Below are 23,096 nucleotides of genomic sequence, written 5' to 3'. Positions count from 1 at the left end.
CTGTGCTGACTCTGTGGTATTCTGCGGGTATTAATAACAAAAGTGGGATGTAGATCACATGGCAGGATCAAAGCGGGCATTAATGATATCCGTCATTATGCAGCGAATTTTGAATATATTCTTATTAGGACTGGCCGCAATCCTGATGATTTTTATCGGGCGTGAAACCTACCACTTAGCAATGGTGCTGTTCGTGAATAACGATCAGTCGTCCTCGTATCTGCTCATCGAGGGGATTGTGATTTACTTCCTCTATTTTGAGTTTATTGCCCTGATAATTAAATATTTTTCATCGGGCTATCATTTCCCTTTACGCTATTTTATTTACATCGGTATCACCGCGATCATCCGTTTGATCATCGTTGATCACAAAAGTCCTTACGACACATTGGTTTACGCCTGCGCCATCCTGGTGCTGGTTGTGACGCTGTTCCTGGCCAATGGCGAACGTCTGCGTCGCGAATAAATGAGGCAATTACTGCCTCGCATTCATACGCTAGAATGTGAGGCAGATAATTCATTGGAGGTATGAACACCTTCATTACGGAGCCATTGATGTCTGATTCCCATTCCACCGAAAAATCCCCGATCCACTGGTTTGACGATCCTTCGCAGGTGCCTGCGGATGTGGCTGACTGGCTGATGGAAATGGGATCCATGACCCGCCGGTTTGAAAAACAGGGTGTGACCGTCACCGTGAAACCGCAAAACGAATGTTTTGTCAGCCGCGAAGAACTGGGTGAAAGCGAGGCGCAGCAGTTGCCGGAAAGCGCCCGTTACTGGATCCGGGAAATCGTATTGTTTGGTGACGCACAACCGTGGCTGCTGGGGCGCACGGTCATTCCTGAAGAAACACTGACCGGGCCAGATCTGGCGCTGGTCGATTTAGGGACTGTGCCGCTGGGCCGCTACCTGTTCAGTGGCAATAATCTGTCCCGTGATTATATCCATCTGGGTCAATTACACAGTGAGCAGGGCGAGTTATGGGCACGCCGTTCCCGCCTGCGCTTGTCTGACAAGCCGCTGTTGTTGACCGAAATTTTCCTACCGGACTCACCGGTTCATCGTCCGCAAAGCCAGGCGGAGCAGGAATGAGTCAGACTAACCAAGCAGGAGAACAAAGAGTGTCAGGAAGTATGACTCAGGGCACATGGCGTGATTACTGCCGCCTGATGCGTATTGATAAGCCGATCGGCTCATTGTTGCTGTTGTGGCCAACGTTATGGGCGCTGTGGGTAGCCGGTGGCGGAATGCCCTCTGCGAAGATTTTGCTGGTCTTCGTGCTGGGCGTGTTTTTCATGCGTGCCGCCGGTTGCGTAGTGAATGACTACGCCGATCGCAAATTTGATGGTCATGTAAAACGTACCGCTCAACGGCCATTGCCGAGCGGGGCGATCACTGGCAAGCAGGCGAAAATATTATTCGTCGGACTGGTGCTGGTGTCATTCCTGCTGGTTCTGCTGCTTAACCGCATGACCATTTTACTGTCTCTGGCCGGACTGGCGCTGGCATGGATTTACCCATTCATGAAGCGCGTCAGTCATCTGCCTCAGGTCGTTTTAGGCGCAGCGTTTGGCTGGGCTATCCCGATGGCTTATGCGGCGGTGAGCGAAAGTGTGCCGCTCAGTTGCTGGTTAATGTTCGTGGCAAATATCTGCTGGACGGTGGCTTACGATACGCAATACGCGATGGTCGATCGTGACGATGATGTGAAAATCGGCGTGAAATCGACAGCGATTCTGTTTGGACGTTTTGACACGCTGATCATCGGCCTGCTGCAACTGGCAACGCTGGTTCTGATGGGCATTGTCGGCCATCTTTCCCAGCTCGGTGCACCGTTTTACTGGTCGCTGCTGCTGGCTGCTGCGCTGTTTGTACATCAGCAGAAGCTGATTGCCAAACGTGAACGTGATGCCTGTTTCCTGGCTTTCCGCCAGAACAATTATGTCGGGCTGGTGCTGTTCCTCGGCATTCTGATGAGCCTGTCAGGGTTCACGTTGTAAATATTCCTGAACTGATTCAACGCCCATAAAAAAACGCCCGGCCTCCGTAAAGAGTCCGGGCGTTTTTATGCAGCCAGCACTGGCTGGCGCTAATGGCGGTTAATGATTGGTATCGCGCACATCCAGCTTCGGCTCCGCCGGAGGCGCAGTCGGTTGCGGCAAATCAGACGGCATACCCGCACTCTCAATGGTCAGCTTGATGTCTGATGTCATCAGATCACTGAGCATGAGATAAATTTCACGTGTTTGTTCCTGAATGGCATCACCGCTGTCACTGATATAGCCTTCAGCGCGAAGTGTACCGACCAGCGTCGAGAAAACGGCTTTATCGAAGAATTCAGGGGCATTGATACCGTGCAGTACGGACAAACGCTGCGCCATAATCCGGCTCTCTTTCTCCAGCGCACCACGGTTGATACTTGGGTTATTGGTGAGCAGGGAGAAGGTAATCGCGTAGCGTTGCAGCGTTTCACGTACACCGGCCGCCAGCAGTTGCAGGGTACGGATCCGCGCCGGATTAAGGGTCAGTTCATCATCTTCAAGATGAATGATTTGCTGGCGTGCCAGTTCCAGCGTCAAAACATCCAATACCTGTGGCAGCTCAGACGTCTCGAAATGCATAAACAATTCGGCTTTGAGCATCGGATAAATCAGTTCGACCTGACGCAGTAATTCCGCGCGGCTGACCTGACGGTGATGCATCACAATGCTTGAAATCAGCGACGGCAACACCAGCATATGATGGATGTTGTTGCGGTAGTACGTCATCAGAACGGCCTGTTCGCGCGGCAGTACGATGATGTCGCCAATGTTGTCTTTCTCAACCTGGAACTTGTTCATGTTCAGCGCGTGATCGAGCAACTGATCGGCAGTCAGATCCGGCACCGTTGAATCCGCGTTGTAAGGTACGTTACGCAATAATTGCAGGTAGCAGTCGATTTGCTCGGTCAGTTGTTCACGGGTCAGTGAACGCTGGCGTGAGGCCAGCAGCGCGGTACAACACAAGTTCATAGCATTGGCTGCTGCTGAATTGTTGATACGCACCATGATCTGTTCTGCTAAGTCCTGTACCGTTGGCGTCAGCCAGCTAGGACGTTGTGCTTCGATCGGGTCGATGGCTTCACGCCAGGTCGGCACATTCTGGTTCAGGTAAGTGGTCAGATGCAGCGGTTCACCAAAGTTCACATATCCCTGGCCAAGGTTGCGCAGCTTGCGCAAGCCGTTAAGCATTTGCGTCAGGCTTTCTTTCTCTTTGGTCGCACCGCGCAATTCTTTGGCGTACGTACCGACTTCCATGACGTGCTCATAACCGATGTAAATTGGCACCAGCGTGATCGGGCGTGAACCACCGCGCAACATGGCCTGAATAGTCATGGCCAGCGTACCGGTTTTCGGCTCCAGCAGGCGTCCGGTTCGCGAACGCCCCCCTTCCACAAAGTATTCCACCGAATAACCACGGCTGAATAGTTCGCCCAGATATTCACGGAACACCGTTGAATAGAGCTTGTTTCCTTTGAAGGTTCGACGAATAAAGAACGCGCCCAGACGGCGGAAAATCGGGCCAGCTGGCCAGAAATTCAGGTTGATGCCAGCGGCAATATGCGGCGGTACCAGCCCCTGATGATAGAGCACGTAAGACAGAAGCAGATAGTCCATGTGGCTGCGGTGGCAGGGCACATACACAATTTCCTGGCCGTCCAGCGCCAGCTGGCGTACACGCTCAGCATTATTAACATTGATGCCTTTGTACAAACGGTTCCACGTCCAGCTCAGTACGCGATCAGAGAGGCGCACGGCTTCATAAGAGAAGTCAGCGGCAATCTCTTCCATCAGGGCGATGGCATTTTGCTGGGCTTTTTCGTGGGAAATTTTCTTGCTGCGGGCTTCGTCTTCAATCGCTTTTTCAATGGCTTTTGAGGACAGCAATTTGTTGAACAAGTCCTGACGTGCCGGAAGACGTGGGCCAACGGCGGCCAGACGTTGACGGGAGAAGTGCATCCGCGCCACACGTGCCAGCTTTTGAGCAATGGTTTTATCTGTGCCGTGTTCCGTCGCCATATAACGCAGGGAAACGGTATTGGAGAAGCGGACAAAACTGTCCCGCCCCAGCCAAAGCACAGCGAAGAATTTCTGGATGCCGTTCAGTACGCGCAGATGTGGCGTGTCATCCTGACCTTCACGGCCCGGTGCCCGACCAAACATCACCGACACCGGCAACATCTGAATGTCTAAATCCGGGTTATTGCGGTGCAAATCAAGGTAGTCGTGGAACAGCTTTACGGATTCCTGCTTCGGCGTGTAATAAGAGAATACGCGCGGACCTTCAGCAATAAAGACATGGCTTGGCAGCAGGGTTCCGTCAATTTCCAGCGGAATAAGGGGATCAGGCAGATTCTGTGCCAGACATTGCGCACGCAACGTCAGCAAATCGGCTTTGGAATTATAGGGCAATACATACAAAATCGGCCGCGTCGGGTCTAAATGCAACTCGGTAACCGGATCTGAAGGTATGACCTTGCTCTTTACCAGCAATGAGAGCGGTAAATTCAATAATGTGTAATAAAGTCTACGCCAACCTGACATAAAAACGTGAAGCCTCTTGTTAGCCATTTCGCCGCAAGGATACCAGAAAGCTCAGATGAGATCTGTGGTGATGCAATACCCTTCTTATTTCAAGCCGCAGGGGTGTTGGCTTAAGACGTTCACCCGAATCACTTACTCATGTAAGCTCATCAGGATTCACTTCTTTACCGCCTTTCTGCACCCCGACTATTTGGGGTATAAAGTGCGGCAAATTCTCTAAGGATCAGTAAAAGAAATGGCTAACCAAGTCACTGGATTTACCCGAATTTATAAAGCAGCTGGCTATTCCTGGAAAGGGCTGAAAGCGGCATGGCAAAATGAAGCGGCCTTTCGCCAGGAAGCCAGCGTCGCTATTCCGTTAATTTTGTTATCTTTTTGGTTTGATGTCAGCCCCGTAGAACGCATTCTGCTGGTGGGATCCGTTGTTTTGGTCTGTGTCACTGAACTGCTCAACAGCGCGGTAGAATGCGCGATAGACCGTATCGGATCTGAGTTTCACGTACTTTCAGGTCGTGCAAAAGATATCGGCTCGGCTGCCGTACTTCTGACCATCATATTGGCGTTTTTTGTCTGGGTCAGCATCTTTTGGCCACGATGGTTCTGATTTGGAATCTGCATTCCAGGAATCAACGTTATGCCCTGTTTTTATTCAATCTTAGGTTTTCATTGATCGTTTAGCTGTATATACTCACAGCAAGACTGTATAAACAACCAGGGGGCGGAATGAAAGCTTTAACGACCAGACAACAAGAGGTCTACGACCTTATTCGCGATCATATCTCCACCACCGGTATGCCACCCACCCGCGCAGAGATTGCATCACGTCTGGGGTTCCGTTCCCCCAATGCGGCGGAAGAGCATCTCAAAGCGCTGGCGCGTAAGGGTGTTATTGAGATTGTTTCCGGCGCATCACGTGGCATTCGTTTGCTGATGGAAGAAGAAGAGGGTTTACCGCTGATCGGCCGGGTTGCTGCCGGTGAGCCGTTGCTGGCCCAGCAACATATTGAAGGACACTATCAGGTCGATCCGGCCATGTTTAAGCCGAGTGCCGATTTCCTGCTGCGTGTCAGCGGTATGTCGATGCGTGATATCGGTATTCTTGATGGCGATCTGCTGGCTGTACATAAAACGCAAGACGTGCGTAATGGACAGGTTGTTGTGGCCCGTATAGATGATGAAGTCACCGTGAAACGTCTGAAAAAACAGGGCAGTGTGGTGCAGTTATTGCCTGAAAACAGCGATTTCCAGCCGATCGTGGTTGATTTACGTGAGCAGAATTTCAGCATTGAAGGGCTGGCCGTAGGCGTCATCCGCAACGGTGACTGGATCTGACCTTCGTACTTCGGGCTGCAGATGCGTTGGCTGCGTGCGTTCACCCGAATCACTGACTCCTGTCAGCTCATCGGGATTTTTTTACTTGCCGCCTTCCTGCAACTCGAATGACTCGGTCAGATATTACTGGGTCAAATTCTTGATCCCAATGGTCATATTGTTGATTTGCGGGTTCGTTAGCCGCCTCTGACATACCGCTAAGCTTTAACGTTTCATCTCGTCGCCCCTTCCGGGGCGATGTCACTTACAGGCATAACCTGAACCTCCGGCATGAGATTCTCTATGCAACATCATTCCCCGCGACAAACACTCAAAAACACCTTTTTAAGCCCCGCCGATAAGGCGCTCTGGAGGCTGGCATTGCCGATGATTTTTTCAAATATCACGGTGCCTCTTCTCGGGCTTGTGGATACGGCGGTGATCGGTCATCTCGACAGCCCGGATTATCTCGGCGGAGTGGCTGTGGGTTCGATGATCACGACTTTCCTCTTTATGCTCTTACTTTTTTTACGGATGAGTACCACCGGCATGACCGCTCAGGCGCTGGGCGCGAATGATAACCGGTTGCTGGCGCGCGCTTTCGTACAACCCTTTCTGCTGGCCGTATTGTCTGGTCTCACCATAGTGTTGTTCCGGCACCCCCTGATGGAACAGGCGTTTCATATCGTCGGGGGCAGCCAACCGGTGCTTGAACAGGCGAGGCTGTTTATCGAAATTCGCTGGTTCAGTGCCCCGGCTTCACTGGCGAATCTGGTGATCCTTGGCTGGCTGTTGGGCATTCAGTATGTTCGCGGGCCGGTGATTTTGCTGATTGCCGGGAATCTGCTGAATATCATTCTGGATCTGTGGCTGGTGATGGGGCTGGGCTGGAATGTGCGTGGTGCTGCCATGGCGACGGCAAGTTCCGAGTATTTCACGCTATTTATCGGGCTGTACTTTGTCTGGCGGGTAATGAAGCAACGGGGTATAACCGGCGCACAAATCACCTCGGCCTGGCGTGGTAACCTGCGCCGTCTGCTGGGGCTTAACCGCGACATTATGTTGCGTTCACTTCTGCTTCAGCTTTGCTTTGCCTCACTGACCGTTCTCGGCGCACGGCTTGGCAGCCACATCGTGGCGGTGAATGCGGTGCTGATGAACCTGCTGACCTTCACCGCTTTTGCGCTGGACGGTTTTGCCTATGCTATCGAAGCGCATTCCGGTGAAGCATTCGGTGCCCGGAATCGCCAGAAATTGCTGGATGTCTGGCATGCCGCGTGCCGTCAGGCCGGGCTGGTTGCCCTGATTTTTGCCCTGATTTATGCGCTTGCAGGCGGGGCGATCATTGATGCGCTGACGTCACTACCTGAGTTACGCGAACTGGCGGACCATTATCTGGGCTGGCAAATCATCCTGCCGCTGGTAGCTGTCTGGTGTTATTTACTGGATGGCATGTTTATCGGTGCCACGCGCGGGCGGGATATGCGTAACAGTATGGTCGTGGCGGCGATAGGATACGGGCTGACGCTTTTCAGCTTACCGCTGTTGGGCAACCATGCCTTGTGGCTGGCATTGACGGTTTTCCTGGGGATGCGGGGATTATCCCTTGGCTGGATTTGGTGCCGTTACTGGCGGCACGACACCTGGTTTTCGCTTCATGCGGACTGATTTGTATGCTTTTCAAAGGAATAAACCCCGCCCTGGCGTTATTTCCTGCTTTGGATTAATCCTAATAACGGGTTTTATCTCTGTTTCAGGAGGATTAATCGAGATTCTCTACTAACCTTTGAAGTGTTAAGGACGAACTGCAAGCCAGAAATGCAGTTCACAAAACCCAAGGTAACAGGAGATATTATTATGAATAAGGATCAAGCCGACGGTAACTGGAAACAGTTCAAAGGGAAAGTGAAAGAACAATGGGGTAAATTGACTGATGATGACCTGACAGTGGTTGAAGGTAAACGTGATCAGTTAGTGGGTAAAATTCAGGAGCGCTATGGCTATCAGAAAGATCAGGCCGAGAAAGAGCTCAATGAATGGGAAACCAAAAATAAATATCACTGGTAACATGCGACTCCCCCTCGCATATCAGTGACGTATCCTGAAAAATGCTGCTCCTACCCGGAACAATTCAGGATACGGGTACACGGAAGTACCCAACCTTTGCATTTCACCTTCCCGCAGTCTTTCAGTTCCTCTTCCGTAACACCTTCATCTCTCAGCGTTTTTTCACCACTATACTGTGGTCGTGATCACACCGGTCATGGCTGTCACAGGTTTCCACTACTTTACATTCTGCACATAATCCATGCGCTTCCACCACAGAATGGCGAAGATCAAAGCCGGATTCCATTGCCAGTTTTGCCAGGCGTTCTTCGATGCCATCGGTGGTTTTTTCTGTGACCAGCCCACAGCGGTCACAGATAAACAGCGCAGAAGTATGGCTTGGCTCTTCAAAATGATGGCAGAGAACATAACTATTTGCAGATTCAACGCGGTGAATAAACCCCTGTTCCAGCAGAAAATCCAGCGCCCGGTAAACCGTTGGCGGTTTCGCCTGAGGTTCGCTCACACGCAACAGATCCAGCAAATCATAGGCGCTGATCGCACCGGGTTGTTGCGTCATCAGACGCAGTACTTCCAGCCGCTGCGGGGTCAGGCGAACATTGCGCTGCTGGCAAAGCTCTTCAGCTTGTGAAAGTAATTTTTCCGGGTTATTCAGGGTCATGGCAACGGTCTCTGAGCGCAGATTGGAATAAAGAGGCCACATCATGCGACCCGTGATGATTTTACCATGCTTGCACCAAAACGACGAATTATGCGCCATTCAACCTGCCATCGCGTCCAGCGCCTTTTCCACATACAGATATCCGATACCCATAATCTGCTGCTCCCGGCTCAGTATTCCCGGTGCAATATGCGTAGCCTGAATTTTGACGTGATCGATACGATCAAAGGGATTGAGGCCGCTTTGTCCGCAGACGGTTTTCAGCCAGGCATCGCCAAAACCACAACTGCGGCCATAAAGATAAATGTGATTGATATTCAGAATGTTAAGAAAGTTATACAGACTCAGCCCCAGCGCGCGGGCACCTTCCATAACCTGCTCGCAAATGGCACTTTCACCCCGATGATAGCGGTCGATCAGTTCCTGTGTTGAAGGCGTTCTCCTTGCCGGATCCGCAGGCTCAAGCTGACGGGCCTTTTTCTTTAATGCTGACAATGAGGCCAGCGTTTCGAGGCAACCATATCGTCCGCAGGCGCACCGGTCGCCTTGGGGATCAATGATGGTATGGCCGATTTGTCCGCTGCCAAACAGATTACCGCGATAAATTTGCTGGTTAATCACGAAGGAAGAACCGATGCCGTAATCGACATTAATTACACAAAAATCCTGATGATAATTAATGCCTTGCCATTTCTCCGCCAGCGCCAGCATGATGCAGTCATTGTCCATCAGGATGTCAGTTTGCAACTTTTCTTCCAGAAGATACTTAATCTCAATTTCACCGGTCCAGGGTGCCTGCGGCATCCGCTGTGATACGCCGGTAGTCGGATTAACCTGCCCGTGGATCGCCAGTGCCAGCCGGATTTTCAGTCCGGGATAGCTTTTTTTGTACTGATGAAAGCAGGCTTCGATTTGCGTCAGCAGTGCATCCGGCGTTCTGACCGAAATCTCCGTCATTTGATAGTCACTCAGCGGTAAAACGAGTCTGCTGACCAGAATACTTTCGATGCGGTAAGGCGTGATATTCAGGCACAGCACGGCGCTGCCGTCGGTGGCTATCTGGTAACTTCCGCCGCCCAGCCCGCGCGAGTGTAAATTGACCGGACTGTGGATGATTAAGCCATCATTTTGCAGATCGTCGAGGATCTTACTGACGGCCGGGATCGACAGACGGGAAAGCCTGGCCAGCGTGGATTTACTGGCATTTTTCTCGCGATATAGCAACGTCATCAGCACCTGCTTATTGAACTGACGCAGCCGCAGATTATTCAATCCGGTTACCGACATTTACTAAACCCCGTTTACTGAATTGCGTGACCGTAGCAAATCCTCCCTGTCAGTACGCTGCGTAGAATCTCGAAATTGATATTTCGATCCAGCGCACTGAGGGGAAATCATGAGCACAGCGGTAAAAGTCTGGCAGGAAGCGATCGAGCTCCCGACCTGGCTGACAGGAAAACAGGACACGCACCCGATGTTTCTGGCACACCGGGTTTATCAGGGGTCTTCCGGTGCGGTATATCCGTACGGCGTGACGGATACGCTGACCGGTGAGAAGGTTATGAAAACCTATCAGGCGCTGTATCTGGAAAATGATTTTCTTAAAATCATGCTGCTACCGGAGCTGGGTGGTCGTGTCCACCGTGCCTGGGACAAAATAAAACAGCGTGATTTTGTCTATTACAACGAAGTGGTGAAACCCGCGCTGGTCGGTTTACTGGGGCCGTGGATTTCCGGGGGTATCGAATTTAACTGGCCGCAGCATCACCGTCCGACCACTTTTATGCCGGTGGATTTCACTCTTCAGGCACACGATAACGGTGCTCAAACCGTGTGGATGGGCGAAGTGGAACCGATGCGCGGCTTGCAGGTAATGACCGGTTTCACCCTTTATCCCGATAAAGCGCTGCTGGAAATCAGCGCCAAAATTTACAACGGCAATCCGACGCCGCGCCATTTCCTGTGGTGGGCTAATCCGGCAGTTACCGGCGGTGATGGCCATCAGAGCGTATTTCCGCCGGATGTCACCGCCGTTTTCGATCACGGTAAACGGGACGTTTCTTCCTTCCCGATAGCCACCGGCACCTATTATAAGGTGGATTACTCGGCGGGCGTGGATATCTCGCGCTATAAAAACATTCCCGTTCCGACGTCCTACATGGCCGACAAATCTGACTATGACTTCGTGGGCGCGTATGACCACGAACAGCAGGGCGGATTACTGCACATCGCTGACCATCATGTATCGCCGGGTAAAAAGCAGTGGACGTGGGGGAACTGCGATTTCGGTCGTGCGTGGGATCGTAATCTGACCGATAACAACGGGCCTTATATTGAGCTGATGACCGGCGTATTCACCGATAATCAGCCGGATTTCACCTGGCTGGATGCATTTGAGGAGAAGTGTTTCGTTCAGAATTTCCTGCCTTACAGTGCCCTGGGTACGGTGCAGAATGCCTCCGGGCAGGCGGTGATTAAACTTGAGCGTCACGGGCCAAAACTGGCGTGGGGCATTTATGCGGTCAGTCCGTTGCAAGGCGTGAAAATCAGGATCAGTTCTGAAGATGGCACGCAAATTCTGCTGGAAAAGGACATGACTTTGCAGCCTGGAGACGTGGTTCAGGGCGAACTGAGTGGCGAATTCCCATCGCGCCTTCAGCTGCGCTTGCTGAATGAACAGGGGCAAGAGCTGTTGTCCTATCTGGAACATCAGGCCAGTGAGACGCCGTTACCGTCGCCTGCCAGCGCGCCCTTGCCCGCGCAGGACATCACTTCTGCAGATGAGGCCTGGTTTATCGGTCAGCATCTTGAGCAATACAACCATGCCAGTCAGGGGGCTGTGAATTATTACCGGCGTGGTGTGGAACTGGATGCGCTGGATTATCGCTGCAATCTGGCGCTGGCAACACTCAGCTACAATCAGGCTAATTTTACTCAGGCCCTGGCTTTTGCTGATGTGGCGCTGAGCCGGGCACACAGACTGAATAAGAATCCGCAATGCGGGCTGGCGAGTCTCGTTCGTGCGAACGCGCTTGAGGAGACCGGTGATTTTGACGCGGCTTTTGACAGCTATTACCGCGCCGTCTGGAGCGGCAACGCTAAATCCGGGGGCTACTTCGGGCTGACACGGATAGCCATCCGCCGTGAGCAGTATCCGCAGGCGCTGAGTTTCTGTGAGCAAGGGTTGGCGACGCAGGCGAATCATTACGGCCTGATCGGACTGAAAGCCACGCTGCTGTGTCTGCTAGGTCAGGACGCCGAGACGTATATCGAAGCACATTTAACACGTTACCCGCTGCATTACCTTCTGCACTTCCTGCGTTATCACCTTTCGCCTGTTGCGAAATCGGCAGCGCAATTGCGCGATGTCACCGGCCGGCGTGGCGAAAACGCCATGAATATCGCCATTCAGCTGACCGGTTGCGGACTGGATGCGCTGGCACTCGAAGCGCTGGACGTGCTGAAAAGTCAGGAAACGTTACCGCTGTATTTGCAAGCGTCCCTGCAAAAAGAAGGGCGCGAGGCATTGTGTCTGGCAGCGCGAAATGCTTTCCCGCAGCATGTTCGTTTCCCGCAATGGCTGGCGGAAGTTCGCATGCTTGAGGCTTTCCCTGATGACGCATTTGCCTTGCATTTACTGGCGTCTTTCCATTACAGCAAAGGTAATACACAAACGGCGGTGGACTGCTGGCAGCGTTGTCTGGTGCTGGAACCGGACTTTGCGGATGCATGGCGCGGACTGGGAATTGATGCGTGGAACCGTCAGCAAGATAGTGCAAAAGCGCACCACTGTCTGGAAGAGGCGTGCCGTTTACAGCCACAGGATGCGCGGCTGTTATTTGAATCTGATCTGCTTAATCGCCTGACCGGCGTTGCGCCGCAAATCCGTCTGGCGCGGTTGGAAAAAGTGTTGTCCGTCGCCACACAGCGTGACGATCTGATCGCTGAACTTCTCAGTTTATATAACCAGTGCGGACAGTTACAGGCAGCACGGGCACTGCTGGCTGACCGGAAATTCCATCCATGGGAAGGCGGTGAAGGGCGCATCACCGGTCAGTATCTGCTGAATAAACAGTTGCTGGCGTTTGAATATCTCAGTGCAGGAGATGTGATTGCCGCGCAGGCGCAGCTGTTATCCGCGCTGGAATATCCGCAAAACCTCAGCGAAGGACGGCTGGTCGGGCAAACGGATAACGATATCTGCTTCTGGCTGGGTATTTGTGCGCAAAAACTTCAGCAGCATAAACAGGCGCAGACTTGGTTTGAGCGTGCGGCGGCGGGTGACAAAGGGATTGGCGAGCGGCGCTATTACAATGATCAGCCGGTAGATTATTTGTTCTATCAGGGTATGGCACTGCGCAAACTTAATGATATAGAGCAAAGCCGTCAGGTCTTCAGGCACATGCTGGAATGGGCGGAGAGCACAGCGGACCAGCCTGTTCAGGCTGATTTCTTCGCGGTGTCATTGCCGGATTTAGTCGTGCTTACCAGCGATCGTCAGAAAGAGCATCGCATTCATTGTCTGCTGGTGAAAGCGCTGGCCCTGCGTGGTCTGGAAAACGAGGCTTACGCCGATGTGTTGCAGCAAATCTTTGCGCTGGATCCTTCCTGTGCCAAAGCACATCTCTTTTCACAATTACCGGATTGCTGAGTGAAGGAGAAGAGAAAAATGGCTCTGTATTCTCTGGAAAATCATCGGCTTGCATTGACTGTGTCGCCATACGGCGGCACTATCCTGCAACTGCTGGCAAAGCGGGCGGATGACAATGTCCCTCTGCTGCGCCCGTCAGTACTGAGTGAGGATACCCCAGCCGCAGAGTCGGCCTGTTTTCCTCTTCTTCCCTTTGGTAACCGTCTGAAAGGCAACGCTTTTGATTTTGAAGGCCGCCATTACACTCTGCCGCCCAACACCGGGGACGCGCATTATCTGCATGGCGATGGCTGGCTGGGAAACTGGCAATGCGTTTTCCAGAGTGAGGTCGCGCTGACGCTGGCGTTTACGCATCGCAGCGACAGTTACTGCTATCGGGCGGAGCAGCATTTTTCTTTGCATGATAACCGGCTGGATATCAGCTTATGTATCACCAATCAGGGGGCTGATCCTCTGCCTTTCGGGCTGGGATGGCACCCGTTTTTCCCGCTCAGCGAAACCACCCGTCTTCAGGCAACAGCGTCCGGTTACTGGCAGGAAGACGCGCAGTGGCTGGCGGGCAAACATCATAACAAGCTGCCTGCCGGTCTGGATTTCTGCACGCCTCAGCCCCTTCCCCGCCACTGGGTGAATAACGGTTTTTCCGGCTGGGATGGCAAGGCAGAGATTGTCTGGCCAGAATCCGGCCATACGCTGCGGCTGACCACGTCTCCGGACTGCCCGGTGTTCTTCCTGTTTATATCCGACAGCCGTTTTGACCCCGGTTGTCAGCATGATTTCTTCTGTTTTGAACCCATGACCCATGCGGCAAACGATCATCATTTGCCGCACGGGGGCTCGCTGCGGGTGTTATCTCCCGGCGAATCTCTGACACAGCAAATGTCGCTGCACAGCGCGACGATTAACATCCCGGAATGAGGAATGCTTATGTCTGACTCAAAAGCTTTGAATATGCCCTACGTGTGGATGATTTGTCTGGTGGCTGCCTGCGGAGGCTTATTGTTTGGCTATGACTGGGTGGTGATCGGCGGCGCAAAACCTTTCTACGAGGCGTATTTCGGCATCACCGATGCGGCAATGTCTGGCTGGGCCATGAGCTCCGCGCTGCTGGGTTGTGTTCTGGGCGCGGCAGGTTCGGGCTCACTTTCGGACCGGTACGGACGTCGCCTGCCTCTGATTATCGCTGCCGTTCTGTTCACTGCATCAGGTGTCGGTACGGCACTGGCATTCAGCTTTAACAGCTTTGTGTTCTGGCGAATTGTGGGCGGTGTTGGGATTGGCCTGGCTTCCGCGCTGGCCCCGGTTTACATCGCAGAAATCAGTCCGGCAGAAAAGCGCGGGCGCTTTGTGGCCGTGAATCAGCTGACAATTGTGCTGGGGGTGCTGGCCGCACAGCTTATTAATCTGATGATAGCCGAACCGGTCGCCTCTGCCGCTGTGCAGGCGGACATTTTACAGAGCTGGAACGGTCAGACCGGCTGGCGTTATATGTTTGGTGCTGAAGCTATCCCGGCCGCCATCTTCCTGATCCTGATGTTTGTGGTACCGGAATCCCCGCGCTGGCTGGCGAAAGCTAACCGTTATCCGCAGGCCGAAAAAGTTCTGCAACGGATCGGTTCCGTGGAATATGCCCGCGTTACGCTGGCGGATATCCGCCGGTCACTGGGCTCGGAAAACCAGAAAGTGCCGTTTTCCACGCTGTGGGAACCGCGCGTCAGGCCGGTCATTCTGATGGGGATTGTGCTGGCAATTTTCCAGCAATGGTGCGGCATCAACGTGATATTCAACTATGCACAGGAAATTTTTGCCTCGGCGGGATTTGACATCAACGATACGCTGAAATCGATTGTCGCCACCGGCCTCATCAACCTTATTTTCACTTTACTGGCACTGCCGCTGGTGGACAGAATCGGCCGCCGTCGCCTGATGCAACTGGGGTCTGCGGGGCTGACCGTCATTTATATTTTGATCGGACTGTCTTATTCGTTTGGTGTCACGGGGTTACCGGTGTTACTGCTGGTGCTGGTGGCTATCGCCATTTATGCCATGACGCTGGCACCGGTGACCTGGGTATTGCTGTCTGAAATCTTCCCTAACCGGGTGCGTGGTAACGCGATGGCGGTGGGCACGCTGGCATTATGGATCGCCTGTTTCCTGCTGACTTACACCTTCCCGCTGATGAACGCAGCGCTGGGTGCGGCGGGCAGTTTCTTCATCTACGCTGTTATCTGTCTGGCGGGTTGGATTTTCATCCAGTGCAACGTGCCGGAAACGCGCGGGGTGACGCTCGAAGCACTGGAGCAGCGTCTCAGCCGTACCGACGCCGAGCGAAAAGCTGAAAAAGCGGCGATGTCCGAAAGCCACTAAACCCCATACGATGCCGAATCTTTGTTCTGTGGTATAATCAGCGATTAACTTCCCTCTGGCGTTGCGCCGGAGGGAGCACCACGAACCCCTTCAGCGAATGTCAGGCCGATGTCAGAAACTCAACACGCAATGCCCCAGCCCACCTCTTTTTCCGCCCAGCGTTTTTCCGTTGCGCCGATGCTCGACTGGACCGATCGCCACTGTCGCCATTTTCACAGGCTGTTAACCGGTCAGACGTTGCTGTATACCGAAATGGTGACCACCGGTGCCATTATTCACGGCAAAGGGGATTATCTGGGGTTTGGTGAAGAAGAACATCCGGTTTCATTGCAGCTTGGCGGCAGCAACCCGGCCGATCTGGCGTATTGCGCGAAGCGGGCGCAAGAGCGTGGTTATGATGAAATTAACCTGAATGTTGGCTGCCCGTCTGATCGTGTGCAGAACGGCATGTTTGGGGCCTGTCTGATGGGGCAGGCATCGCTGGTCGCCGACTGCATTAAAGCGATGCGCGATGTCGTCTCGGTTCCGGTTACGGTCAAAACCCGTATCGGCATTGACGATCAGGACAGCTACGAATTCTTGTGTGATTTTATCCGTCAGGTCTCTGAAAACGGCGGTTGCGATACTTTCATTATTCATGCGCGTAAAGCCTGGCTTTCCGGCCTCAGTCCGAAAGAAAACCGTGAAATTCCGCCGCTGGATTATCCGCGCGTGTATCAGCTCAAGCGTGATTTCCCGCACCTGACCATGGCCATTAACGGCGGCATCAAAACCCTCGAAGAAGCTAAAACGCATCTGCAACATATGGATGGCGTGATGGTCGGTCGCGAGGCTTACCAGAATCCGGGTATGTTGCTGAACGTTGATCGTGAATTATTCGGCTCTGATGCACCGCTAAAAACCGGGCCGGATATTATCCGCGCGCTGTATCCGTATATCGAAGCGGAACTGAGCAAAGGCACTTACCTCGGCCACATCACCCGTCATATTCTCGGCCTGTTTCAGGGGGTGCCGGGAGCGCGTCAGTTCCGTCGCCATCTTAGCGAGAATGCACATAAAGCGGGTGCGGGCATCGATGTGGTCGAACAGGCGCTGCAAATGGTTGCTCAGCAGCAAGTGACAGCGCAGGCCTGAAAACAGGTGAGTAAAATCACTATTTATTAGTCAAATTTACTATATTTTCGCAGGCTGTACGTGCCTGTGAAGATTTTTTCCGTTATTATTCAACACATTATTTACCCTCTCATACTGGCACGTTTCTTGTAATGGCTAATACGTGTTTGGACGCTACGTCTTATTGCACATGGCTTATTAAGGAGCACCCGATGCTGGAAATTCTCTTCGTGCTTGGTTTTTTCTTTATGCTGATGCTGACCGGCATTTCTCTGCTGGGTATGGTTGCGGCTCTGATCGTAGCATTTGCTCTGATGATGTTGGGCGGCTTCCTGGCTATTGTTATAAAAATGTTACCATGGCTGGTTCTGGCCGTGATTACGGTCTGGATTTATCGGACATATTTCCGGCCTGATGAGCCGAAATACCGCCGCCGTCGCCTGCCGTAATAACAGCTTCAATTTATAGATTTACGTAACCGCATGAAATCATGGTGATTGCTGGCTGTGTTTTGAGCGCAAAAAAATGTAACCGTTGCAGCGATAACTTTTGCTTATGTGCTAGCGATCACAAGCTGAATCAGAATGTGCGGTCGAAATACATAAATCATATTTTTTAACATGGGTGACTGTTAGGATGGAATTCATTGGCAGCCAGCAGGCTGTAAAACGAATTCATCAAGTCCGCTGAGGCACACAATAGTCGCTTAAGTGACATCGCCCTGCGGATTTACCCGGCAGTACCCTACAGCAGTACCCGTCTGATATCAGAGGTCGTCTGAGTCAGGCAGTAAAAAAGGCTTTCACATCCGTGAAAGCCTTTTTTGCATTTTTCCCCGTCGCCCTTGCCACCACAGCTGTATTAGCTGCACTCACTCACCCGAATCACTTACCTGAGTAAGCTCATCGGAACGCATTCGTTTGCTGCCTTGCTGTAACGTCAATGGCTTAAGGAAACTGTTATGGGAGGAGCAAACTCGAGCCTTGCGTCACGCGGCTTTCCAGCGTTTCATGTGCGCGTTTTGCCTCGGAAAGCGGGAATTTCTGGGCATCGCTGACCTCCACTTTTATCGCGCCACTGGCGATCAGTGAGAACAACTCACTGCTTGCTTCCAGCAGTTCTTCCCGGTTAGTCACGTAGCCATTCAGGGAAGGACGCGTCACAAACAGCGAACCTTTCTGATTGAGTATCGCCAGATCTACGCCTTTTACCGGGCCGGACGCATTGCCGAAACTGACCAGCAAACCGCGGCGTTTCAGGCTGTTTAACGATTTTTCAAAGGTATCTTTGCCGACGGAGTCATAAACCACACCGACTTTTTCACCGTTGGTCAGTTCTGCCACGCGGGTTGCGATATCTTCTGTCCGGTAATTAATGGTTTCCCACGCACCGGCTTGTCTGGCACGTTCAGCTTTTTCATCGGAGCCCACGGTGCCAATCAGTTTTACACCCAGTGCTTTCGCCCACTGGCAGGCAATCAGGCCTACGCCACCTGCTGCGGCATGGAAGAGAATGGTTTCACCGGCCTGAACTTCATGGGTTTTGCGCAGTAAATAATAAACTGTCAGCCCCTTAAGGAAAGAGGCTGCGGCCTGTTCAAAGCTGATCGCCTCCGGCAAAAGAGCAATTTTTTCCTGCGGCACGTTATGGAATTCGCTGTAAGCGCCAGGCGCGGATTGTGCATATACCACACGATCGCCCGGTTTGATGTCAGTGACACCGCTGCCAACTTTGCTGACTACGCCTGCCGCTTCCGTGCCTAAACCCGCCGGAAAACTGGCTGGTGCATAAAGACCGCTGCGCACGTAAGTATCAATATAGTTGATGCCGATGGCTTTATTCTCGACCTGGACTTCACCTGCCTGCGGATCCCGGGGCTGATAATCAACGTATTGCAGGACGTCCGGGGAACCTGTTTCAGAAAACTGGATGCGCTTTGCCATGTTTTTTCCTCGTGATGGAGACTGATTTCAACCCTAGGCTAAATGTCCCGGACAATCCAGATTTTCGGCACTAAGGGTTAATACCCTTTTGAAATGGTTTATACTGTCGCGCGAGTCAGGCTCCGATTTTTGGAAACCTGACGCTCATAAAACAGGCGCTTAGAGCAGGAAATAATCCACAGATGGCAGCAAAAAAACCGACCAATCAACAGAACGAAAACCGCGATCGCCAGATGGAAGGCTTGAAACTTCCGCCGCATTCGCTGGAAGCTGAACAATCCGTTCTGGGCGGGCTGATGCTGGACAATGAACGCTGGGATAACGTGGCCGAGCGGGTGGTCAGCAATGATTTCTTCAGTCGCCCGCACCGCCTGATTTTTACCGAAATGCAGCGTTTGCTGGAAATGAGCAAGCCGATCGACCTGATCACGCTTTCTGAATCTCTGGAACAGAAAGGCGATCTGGATTCTGTCGGCGGTTTTGCTTACCTGGCAGAACTTTCTAAAAACACCCCAAGTGCGGCGAACATCGGTGCTTACGCGGACATTGTACGTGAACGTGCTGTGGTCCGGGAAATGATCTCCGTCGCTAATGAAATTGCCGACGCAGGCTATGATCCGCAAGGCCGCAGCAGCGAAGACCTGCTGGACTTAGCCGAATCCCGGGTATTCCAGATTGCCGAAAGCCGCGCCAGTAAAGACGAAGGTCCGAAAAGCATCGACCGTATTCTGGAAAGCACGGTTTCCCGTATCGAAGAGCTGTTCCAGCGTCCGCACGACGGTGTAACCGGCGTTTCAACCGGTTATGCTGACCTCGACAAGAAAACGGCAGGTCTGCAAAAATCTGACCTGATCATCGTGGCGGCGCGTCCGTCGATGGGTAAAACCACTTTTGCGATGAACCTCGCCGAAAATGCCGCGATGATGCAGGATAAACCGGTCTTAATCTTCAGCCTTGAGATGCCCGGCGATCAGCTCATGATGCGTATGCTGGCGTCGCTTTCCCGCGTCGATCAGACCAAAATCCGTACCGGTCAGCTTGATGATGAAGACTGGGCGCGTATTTCCAGCACCATGGGGATTTTGCTCGAAAAACGTAACATGTATATCGATGACTCCTCCGGCCTGACGCCAACCGAAGTTCGTTCGCGTGCGCGACGCATCTTCCGTGAGCACGGGGGCCTGAGCCTGATCATGATCGACTATTTGCAACTGATGCGCGTTCCGGCGTTGTCCGACAACCGTACGCTGGAAATCGCCGAAATCTCCCGCTCGCTGAAAGCGCTGGCGAAAGAATTGCAGGTGCCGGTGGTAGCGCTGTCGCAGCTGAACCGAAGCCTGGAACAACGTGCGGATAAACGCCCGGTTAACTCCGATTTACGTGAATCCGGTTCCATTGAGCAGGATGCCGACTTAATCATGTTTATCTATCGTGACGAGGTCTATCACGACAACAGTGAAGAAAAAGGCATCGCGCAAATTATTCTCGGCAAACAGCGTAACGGCCCGATCGGTACCGTCCGCCTGACCTTCAACGGTCAGTGGTCGCGGTTTGATAACTATGGCGGCCCGCAATACGACGAAGATTAGTGTGGGGCTATTTTGCTTGCCATTTTGTGGCCGGGCAGTGCTCACTTTTTTTGGAAAGATTGGCTCGTGTACTACGTGTACGCTCCGGTTTTTCCGCGCTGGCCGAACGCAAACTGGCTGCGCCAATAACGCCCCTTTAGGCTGCTAAAACCTCAATAATTTCATGCAAAGGACTTAAAATGAAAGCGGCTACGGCTGTCATTGATCGCCGCGCTCTGCGACACAATCTGCAACGGGTTCGTCATCTGGCGACACAAAGTCGTCTGGTTGCGGTGGTGAAAGCAAACGCTTATGGGCACGGTCTGCTGGAGACGGTGCACAGCCTGCAGGATGCCGATTATTACGGTGTTTCGCGGCTCAGTGAGGCACTGATGCTGCGTAAAGCCGGTGTGGTAAAACCCGTCCTCCTGCTCGAAGGTTTTTTCTCTGCCAGCGAATTACCGCTGCTGGTCGGCCATCAGCTGGATACCGCCGTTCACAGCATCGAACAACTTGAGGCGCTGGAAAGTGCTGATCTCGCGCGTCCGCTGAATGTCTGGTTGAAAATCGACACCGGTATGCACCGTTTAGGTGTCCATCCGGCACAGGCCGATGCATTCTATCAGCGTCTGAGTGCCTGCAAAAACGTGGTTCAGCCAGTCAATATGATGAGCCATTTCTGCCGCGCGGATGAACCGGAAAGCGATGCCACACCGAAACAGCTGAGCTGCTTTAATGAATTTGCCAAAGGCAAGCCGGGGCAAAAATCCATTGCGGCTTCCGGCGGTATTTTACTGTGGCCGGAATCGCATATGAATCTGGTTCGCCCGGGCATTATTTTATATGGTGTGTCGCCGATGGAAACCGGAACGGCCAGCGATTTTGGGCTTCAACCGGCAATGACCCTGACTTCCAGCCTGATTGCCATACGTGAACATGCCGCCGGTGAACCTGTCGGTTACGGCAGTACCTGGGTCAGTGACCGCCATACCCGCCTTGGTGTGGTGGCAATGGGATACGGCGACGGTTATCCGCGCAGTGCGCCAAATGGTACACCTGTGTGGGTTAATGGCCGTGAGGTACCGGTTGCCGGGCGCGTGTCGATGGATATGATCACCGTCGATCTGGGGCCGGAAGCCACAGACAACGTAGGGGATGAGGTGATTTTCTGGGGCGAGAAATTACCGGTTGAGCGCATTGCGCAGGCAACCGGTATCAGTGCTTATGAGCTGATTACCCAACTCAGCGAGCGGGTCGCCCGCGTTTATATTGGCGACTAAACCTTACTTTTTCACCGCCAGCCACTGGCTGACAATTTTCTGATATTCGCCGGTGGCTTTACTCAGGTGCAGCCACTGGTCGACATACATCTTCCAGCTTATGTCATCACGCGGCAGCATGTAGGCCTTTTCGCCATACTGCAGCGGCTTCTTCGGGTTCACCGCACACAGTTTCGGATAATGTTTCTGCTGATACAGCGCTTCCGACGCATCAGTGATCATCACGTCCGCTTTCTTATCCACCAGCTTCTGGAAGATGGTCACGTTATCGCTCAGTGCCAGCGTGCCTTGCGGCAGATGGCTGTGCACGAAGGCTTCATTGGTACCGCCCGCCGGTTCAATCAGGCGCACGGACGGACGATTTAACTGCGCAATCGTCTGGTACTGACGCACATTTTCACAGCGCACCAGCGGGATTTTCCCGTCCTGATCCAATACATTAGCGAACCAGGCTTTTTGCTGGCGTTTAAGCGTCACTGAAATTCCGCCCATCGCGATATCACAATGCCCGGCGCTCATTTCGTCCGGCAGTGATTTCCAGGTGACCGGCACCCAGTTCACTTTTACATCCAGACTTGCCGCCAGTGATCCCGCCATCGCAATATCAATACCTTCGTACTCTCCGTTTTCTTTCAAAAACGTATACGGTTTATAGTCACCGGTGGTACAGACATTCAGCGAGCCTTTCTGTAATACGCGCTCAAGGTGTGAAGATGGGGTGTCAGCTTTTGCCAGACCGGGCAAGGCAGACAGCAAAGCGAGAGAGCAGAGTACTTTTTTCATTATTTTTTCCTTGCGTTTAAATCATGCGCAAGTATAAGAAAAAATCGCCGGGAAGTATTTATAACTGGCCAGAGTGGGAATGTTTTTTGCAATAAGAATCCGACACATAAAAATTAAAACGACAGGAACACTGCCATGTACAGCATTGATGATTACGATCTTAAAATTCTGACCTTATTACAAACGAACGGAAGGCTGACCAATCAGGAATTAAGCGAACTGGTGGGGCTGTCAGCATCACAGTGTTCACGTCGGCGGATTGGCCTTGAACAGGCTCAGATGATCCTCGGCTATCACGCGCGTCTGGCACCGGAAGCACTGGGCTTGGGGATGATTGGACTGATTGAAGTCAGGCTTATAAACCATTTACCTGCACAGGTCGATGCATTTCACAGCATGCTGGGTGAAGTTGATGCGATTATTGATGCCTATAAAACTACCGGGGATGCGGATTATCTGCTGAAAGTTGCGGTGAAAGATTTAGCCGGTTTAAGTACGTTGATCAGCCAAATCCTGTCAGCGCATAAAAGTGTCTCCCATGTAAAAACATCGGTAGTGCTTAACCGTCTAAAAGAAAACGGCTTATTGACGATTGCCTGAAAAAATCCCCCCTTTATTTTGCGTGCACTATTAAGGTGATTTGTTTTGGTGCAATATCACTTTTATGGTGCATTATTTTGAATTAATATGCGTGTTTTGTGCATGTAAAGAATAATTAACGCGTCATAAAATCTTATTTTCGATTTTTGATGCAAATTGCGCGCGT

At 52.3% G+C, this 23,096-nt stretch carries 20 protein-coding genes; 15 read left to right on the top strand and 5 right to left on the bottom strand.

Features of this window, described 5'->3' with window-relative positions:
* Positions 1-58: 58 nt before the first annotated feature.
* The 3 genes from psiE (at position 59) to ubiA (ending at position 2,003) form a co-directional block, all read left to right on the top strand.
* Complete coding sequence (psiE, locus tag ETV65_RS20025; RefSeq protein WP_129954837.1) at positions 59-466, top strand: phosphate-starvation-inducible protein PsiE; 408 nt, start codon at positions 59-61, stop codon at positions 464-466.
* Between the two features lie 89 nt (positions 467-555).
* Positions 556-1,095 (top strand): chorismate lyase, encoded by a 540-nt coding sequence (gene ubiC, locus ETV65_RS20020; RefSeq protein WP_129954836.1) that lies wholly within the window; start codon positions 556-558, stop codon positions 1,093-1,095.
* Positions 1,096-1,136: 41 nt separating this feature from the next.
* The gene (gene ubiA / locus ETV65_RS20015) at positions 1,137-2,003 is read left to right on the top strand and encodes a 4-hydroxybenzoate octaprenyltransferase (protein WP_205951617.1); all 867 of its coding nucleotides are present in this window, start codon (positions 1,137-1,139) and stop codon (positions 2,001-2,003) included.
* Positions 2,004-2,102: 99 nt separating this feature from the next.
* Here the strand turns inward: ubiA and plsB are convergent, their stop codons facing one another.
* Positions 2,103-4,586: a glycerol-3-phosphate 1-O-acyltransferase PlsB gene (plsB, locus tag ETV65_RS20010; protein WP_129954834.1), complete on the bottom strand. Its 2,484-nt coding sequence runs from the start codon at positions 4,584-4,586 to the stop codon at positions 2,103-2,105.
* Positions 4,587-4,821: 235 nt separating this feature from the next.
* Here plsB and ETV65_RS20005 point away from each other — a divergent pair, with 235 nt between their 5' ends.
* From ETV65_RS20005 to ETV65_RS19990, 4 genes are all read left to right on the top strand, one after another.
* Positions 4,822-5,190, top strand: coding sequence for a diacylglycerol kinase (locus ETV65_RS20005; RefSeq protein ID WP_129954833.1), 369 nt, complete (start codon positions 4,822-4,824; stop codon positions 5,188-5,190).
* Between the two features lie 119 nt (positions 5,191-5,309).
* Entirely contained in the window at positions 5,310-5,918 is a 609-nt protein-coding gene (gene lexA, locus ETV65_RS20000; RefSeq protein WP_129954832.1) for a transcriptional repressor LexA, read from the top strand.
* A gap of 282 nt (positions 5,919-6,200) precedes the next feature.
* The gene (gene dinF, locus ETV65_RS19995; protein ID WP_129954831.1) at positions 6,201-7,565 is read left to right on the top strand and encodes an MATE family efflux transporter DinF; all 1,365 of its coding nucleotides are present in this window, start codon (positions 6,201-6,203) and stop codon (positions 7,563-7,565) included.
* A gap of 189 nt (positions 7,566-7,754) precedes the next feature.
* Positions 7,755-7,964: a CsbD family protein gene (locus ETV65_RS19990; protein ID WP_013577368.1), complete on the top strand. Its 210-nt coding sequence runs from the start codon at positions 7,755-7,757 to the stop codon at positions 7,962-7,964.
* Positions 7,965-8,115: 151 nt separating this feature from the next.
* Here the strand turns inward: ETV65_RS19990 and zur are convergent, their stop codons facing one another.
* Positions 8,116-8,625: a zinc uptake transcriptional repressor Zur gene (gene zur / locus ETV65_RS19985; protein WP_129954862.1), complete on the bottom strand. Its 510-nt coding sequence runs from the start codon at positions 8,623-8,625 to the stop codon at positions 8,116-8,118.
* Positions 8,626-8,724: 99 nt separating this feature from the next.
* A complete protein-coding gene (locus tag ETV65_RS19980; RefSeq protein WP_129954830.1) occupies positions 8,725-9,912 on the bottom strand; it encodes an ROK family transcriptional regulator in 1,188 nt (395 codons plus the stop codon).
* A 109-nt stretch (positions 9,913-10,021) separates the two neighbouring features.
* Between ETV65_RS19980 and ETV65_RS19975 the strand changes: the two genes are divergently transcribed.
* From ETV65_RS19975 to pspG, 5 genes are all read left to right on the top strand, one after another.
* On the top strand, positions 10,022-13,276 hold the full coding sequence (locus tag ETV65_RS19975; protein WP_129954829.1) for a DUF5107 domain-containing protein: 3,255 nt from the start codon (positions 10,022-10,024) through the stop codon (positions 13,274-13,276).
* An 18-nt stretch (positions 13,277-13,294) separates the two neighbouring features.
* On the top strand, positions 13,295-14,194 hold the full coding sequence (locus tag ETV65_RS19970) for an aldose 1-epimerase (protein ID WP_129954828.1): 900 nt from the start codon (positions 13,295-13,297) through the stop codon (positions 14,192-14,194).
* A gap of 9 nt (positions 14,195-14,203) precedes the next feature.
* A complete protein-coding gene (locus ETV65_RS19965) occupies positions 14,204-15,643 on the top strand; it encodes a sugar porter family MFS transporter (protein ID WP_129954827.1) in 1,440 nt (479 codons plus the stop codon).
* 129 nt (positions 15,644-15,772) lie between these two features.
* Positions 15,773-16,777, top strand: coding sequence for a tRNA dihydrouridine(20/20a) synthase DusA (gene dusA / locus ETV65_RS19960; RefSeq protein WP_129954826.1), 1,005 nt, complete (start codon positions 15,773-15,775; stop codon positions 16,775-16,777).
* A gap of 191 nt (positions 16,778-16,968) precedes the next feature.
* Positions 16,969-17,205 (top strand): envelope stress response protein PspG, encoded by a 237-nt coding sequence (gene pspG / locus ETV65_RS19955; RefSeq protein ID WP_129954825.1) that lies wholly within the window; start codon positions 16,969-16,971, stop codon positions 17,203-17,205.
* 510 nt (positions 17,206-17,715) lie between these two features.
* Here the strand turns inward: pspG and ETV65_RS19950 are convergent.
* Complete coding sequence (locus tag ETV65_RS19950) at positions 17,716-18,699, bottom strand: quinone oxidoreductase (RefSeq protein WP_129954824.1); 984 nt, start codon at positions 18,697-18,699, stop codon at positions 17,716-17,718.
* A gap of 182 nt (positions 18,700-18,881) precedes the next feature.
* On the opposite strand from ETV65_RS19950, the gene dnaB reads away from it, so the two are divergent.
* Both dnaB and alr read left to right on the top strand, forming a co-directional pair.
* Positions 18,882-20,288: a replicative DNA helicase gene (gene dnaB / locus ETV65_RS19945; protein WP_129954823.1), complete on the top strand. Its 1,407-nt coding sequence runs from the start codon at positions 18,882-18,884 to the stop codon at positions 20,286-20,288.
* A gap of 179 nt (positions 20,289-20,467) precedes the next feature.
* A complete protein-coding gene (gene alr, locus ETV65_RS19940; RefSeq protein WP_129954822.1) occupies positions 20,468-21,547 on the top strand; it encodes an alanine racemase in 1,080 nt (359 codons plus the stop codon).
* Between the two features lie 3 nt (positions 21,548-21,550).
* Here alr and ETV65_RS19935 read toward each other — a convergent pair whose 3' ends face one another.
* Positions 21,551-22,330, bottom strand: a complete 780-nt coding sequence (locus ETV65_RS19935) for a transporter substrate-binding domain-containing protein (RefSeq protein ID WP_129954821.1) — start codon at positions 22,328-22,330, stop codon at positions 21,551-21,553.
* A 135-nt stretch (positions 22,331-22,465) separates the two neighbouring features.
* On the opposite strand from ETV65_RS19935, the gene ETV65_RS19930 reads away from it, so the two are divergent.
* Positions 22,466-22,930, top strand: a complete 465-nt coding sequence (locus tag ETV65_RS19930) for an Lrp/AsnC family transcriptional regulator (protein ID WP_129954820.1) — start codon at positions 22,466-22,468, stop codon at positions 22,928-22,930.
* Positions 22,931-23,096: the final 166 nt, after the last annotated feature.

This window comes from Rahnella sp. RFA10(1/100) (assembly GCF_004195115.1).
GTDB lineage: Bacteria > Pseudomonadota > Gammaproteobacteria > Enterobacterales > Enterobacteriaceae > Rahnella > Rahnella perminowiae.
Note: the sequence above shows the minus strand (reverse complement) of the source record. Positions and strands in the feature narration are given on the sequence as shown.

What these genes read in the sequence shown, in the direction of transcription:
- psiE (WP_129954837.1), top strand. Translation starts at nt 59, where the DNA reads ATGGCAGGATCAAAGCGGGCATTAATGATATCCGTCATTATGCAGCGA.
- ETV65_RS19935 (WP_129954821.1), bottom strand. Translation starts at nt 22,330, where the DNA reads ATGAAAAAAGTACTCTGCTCTCTCGCTTTGCTGTCTGCCTTGCCCGGT.
- ETV65_RS19970 (WP_129954828.1), top strand. Translation starts at nt 13,295, where the DNA reads ATGGCTCTGTATTCTCTGGAAAATCATCGGCTTGCATTGACTGTGTCG.
- ubiA (WP_205951617.1), top strand. Translation starts at nt 1,137, where the DNA reads ATGACTCAGGGCACATGGCGTGATTACTGCCGCCTGATGCGTATTGAT.
- ETV65_RS20005 (WP_129954833.1), top strand. Translation starts at nt 4,822, where the DNA reads ATGGCTAACCAAGTCACTGGATTTACCCGAATTTATAAAGCAGCTGGC.
- lexA (WP_129954832.1), top strand. Translation starts at nt 5,310, where the DNA reads ATGAAAGCTTTAACGACCAGACAACAAGAGGTCTACGACCTTATTCGC.
- ETV65_RS19950 (WP_129954824.1), bottom strand. Translation starts at nt 18,699, where the DNA reads ATGGCAAAGCGCATCCAGTTTTCTGAAACAGGTTCCCCGGACGTCCTG.
- plsB (WP_129954834.1), bottom strand. Translation starts at nt 4,586, where the DNA reads ATGTCAGGTTGGCGTAGACTTTATTACACATTATTGAATTTACCGCTC.
- ETV65_RS19980 (WP_129954830.1), bottom strand. Translation starts at nt 9,912, where the DNA reads ATGTCGGTAACCGGATTGAATAATCTGCGGCTGCGTCAGTTCAATAAG.
- dusA (WP_129954826.1), top strand. Translation starts at nt 15,773, where the DNA reads ATGCCCCAGCCCACCTCTTTTTCCGCCCAGCGTTTTTCCGTTGCGCCG.
- ETV65_RS19930 (WP_129954820.1), top strand. Translation starts at nt 22,466, where the DNA reads ATGTACAGCATTGATGATTACGATCTTAAAATTCTGACCTTATTACAA.
- dnaB (WP_129954823.1), top strand. Translation starts at nt 18,882, where the DNA reads ATGGCAGCAAAAAAACCGACCAATCAACAGAACGAAAACCGCGATCGC.
- zur (WP_129954862.1), bottom strand. Translation starts at nt 8,625, where the DNA reads ATGACCCTGAATAACCCGGAAAAATTACTTTCACAAGCTGAAGAGCTT.
- pspG (WP_129954825.1), top strand. Translation starts at nt 16,969, where the DNA reads ATGCTGGAAATTCTCTTCGTGCTTGGTTTTTTCTTTATGCTGATGCTG.
- ETV65_RS19975 (WP_129954829.1), top strand. Translation starts at nt 10,022, where the DNA reads ATGAGCACAGCGGTAAAAGTCTGGCAGGAAGCGATCGAGCTCCCGACC.
- alr (WP_129954822.1), top strand. Translation starts at nt 20,468, where the DNA reads ATGAAAGCGGCTACGGCTGTCATTGATCGCCGCGCTCTGCGACACAAT.
- dinF (WP_129954831.1), top strand. Translation starts at nt 6,201, where the DNA reads ATGCAACATCATTCCCCGCGACAAACACTCAAAAACACCTTTTTAAGC.
- ubiC (WP_129954836.1), top strand. Translation starts at nt 556, where the DNA reads ATGTCTGATTCCCATTCCACCGAAAAATCCCCGATCCACTGGTTTGAC.
- ETV65_RS19965 (WP_129954827.1), top strand. Translation starts at nt 14,204, where the DNA reads ATGTCTGACTCAAAAGCTTTGAATATGCCCTACGTGTGGATGATTTGT.
- ETV65_RS19990 (WP_013577368.1), top strand. Translation starts at nt 7,755, where the DNA reads ATGAATAAGGATCAAGCCGACGGTAACTGGAAACAGTTCAAAGGGAAA.